Consider the following 621-nt stretch of genomic DNA (forward strand, 5'->3'; position numbering starts at 1 on the left):
CGGTGACAGCCCTGAAGGGCCATCTGCAACAGCACTGGCCAACACTGCGCGAGCGGCTGTTGGCCGGAGACTACCGTCCTCAGCCGGTCCGCCGGGTCAGCATCCCCAAGCCGCAAGGCGGGGAGCGCATATTGGGTATCCCGACGGTTCAGGACCGCCTGATCCAGCAGGCGCTTCACCAAGTGCTGAGCCCACTGTTGGAGCCGACCTTCTCGGAGCACAGTTACGGGTTCCGCCCTGGTCGAAGCGCCCATCAAGCGGTCAAGGCGATGCAACGGCACATCAGCGAGGGCCACCGCTGGGTGGTCGATCTGGATCTGGCCCAGTTCTTTGATCGGGTCAATCACGATGTGTTGATGAGCCTGCTGGCTGGTCGCATTCCCGACCGGCGGATACTCGCCCTGATCCGGCGTTACCTGCAAGCCGGCATGCTGAACGGTGGGTTGGTCAGCCCGAGACGGGAAGGGACGCCGCAAGGCGGCCCGCTGTCGCCTTTGCTCTCCAACGTACTCCTGACCGAATTGGACCGGGAACTGGAGCGGCGAGGTCATCGGTTCTGCCGCTACGCGGACGACTGCAATATTTACGTTCGCAGCAGACGAGCAGGCCACCGGGTCATGG

General features: G+C 63.8%; 1 protein-coding gene. It reads left to right on the forward strand.

The features are described from left to right. Positions 1-621: group II intron reverse transcriptase/maturase (locus EZI54_RS24030; RefSeq protein ID WP_131484356.1), on the forward strand; the 621-nt coding region annotated here is incomplete at both ends.

It is taken from the genome of Marinobacter halodurans (assembly GCF_004327985.1).
In the GTDB taxonomy this organism is placed as follows: Bacteria; Pseudomonadota; Gammaproteobacteria; order Pseudomonadales; family Oleiphilaceae; genus Marinobacter_A; species Marinobacter_A halodurans.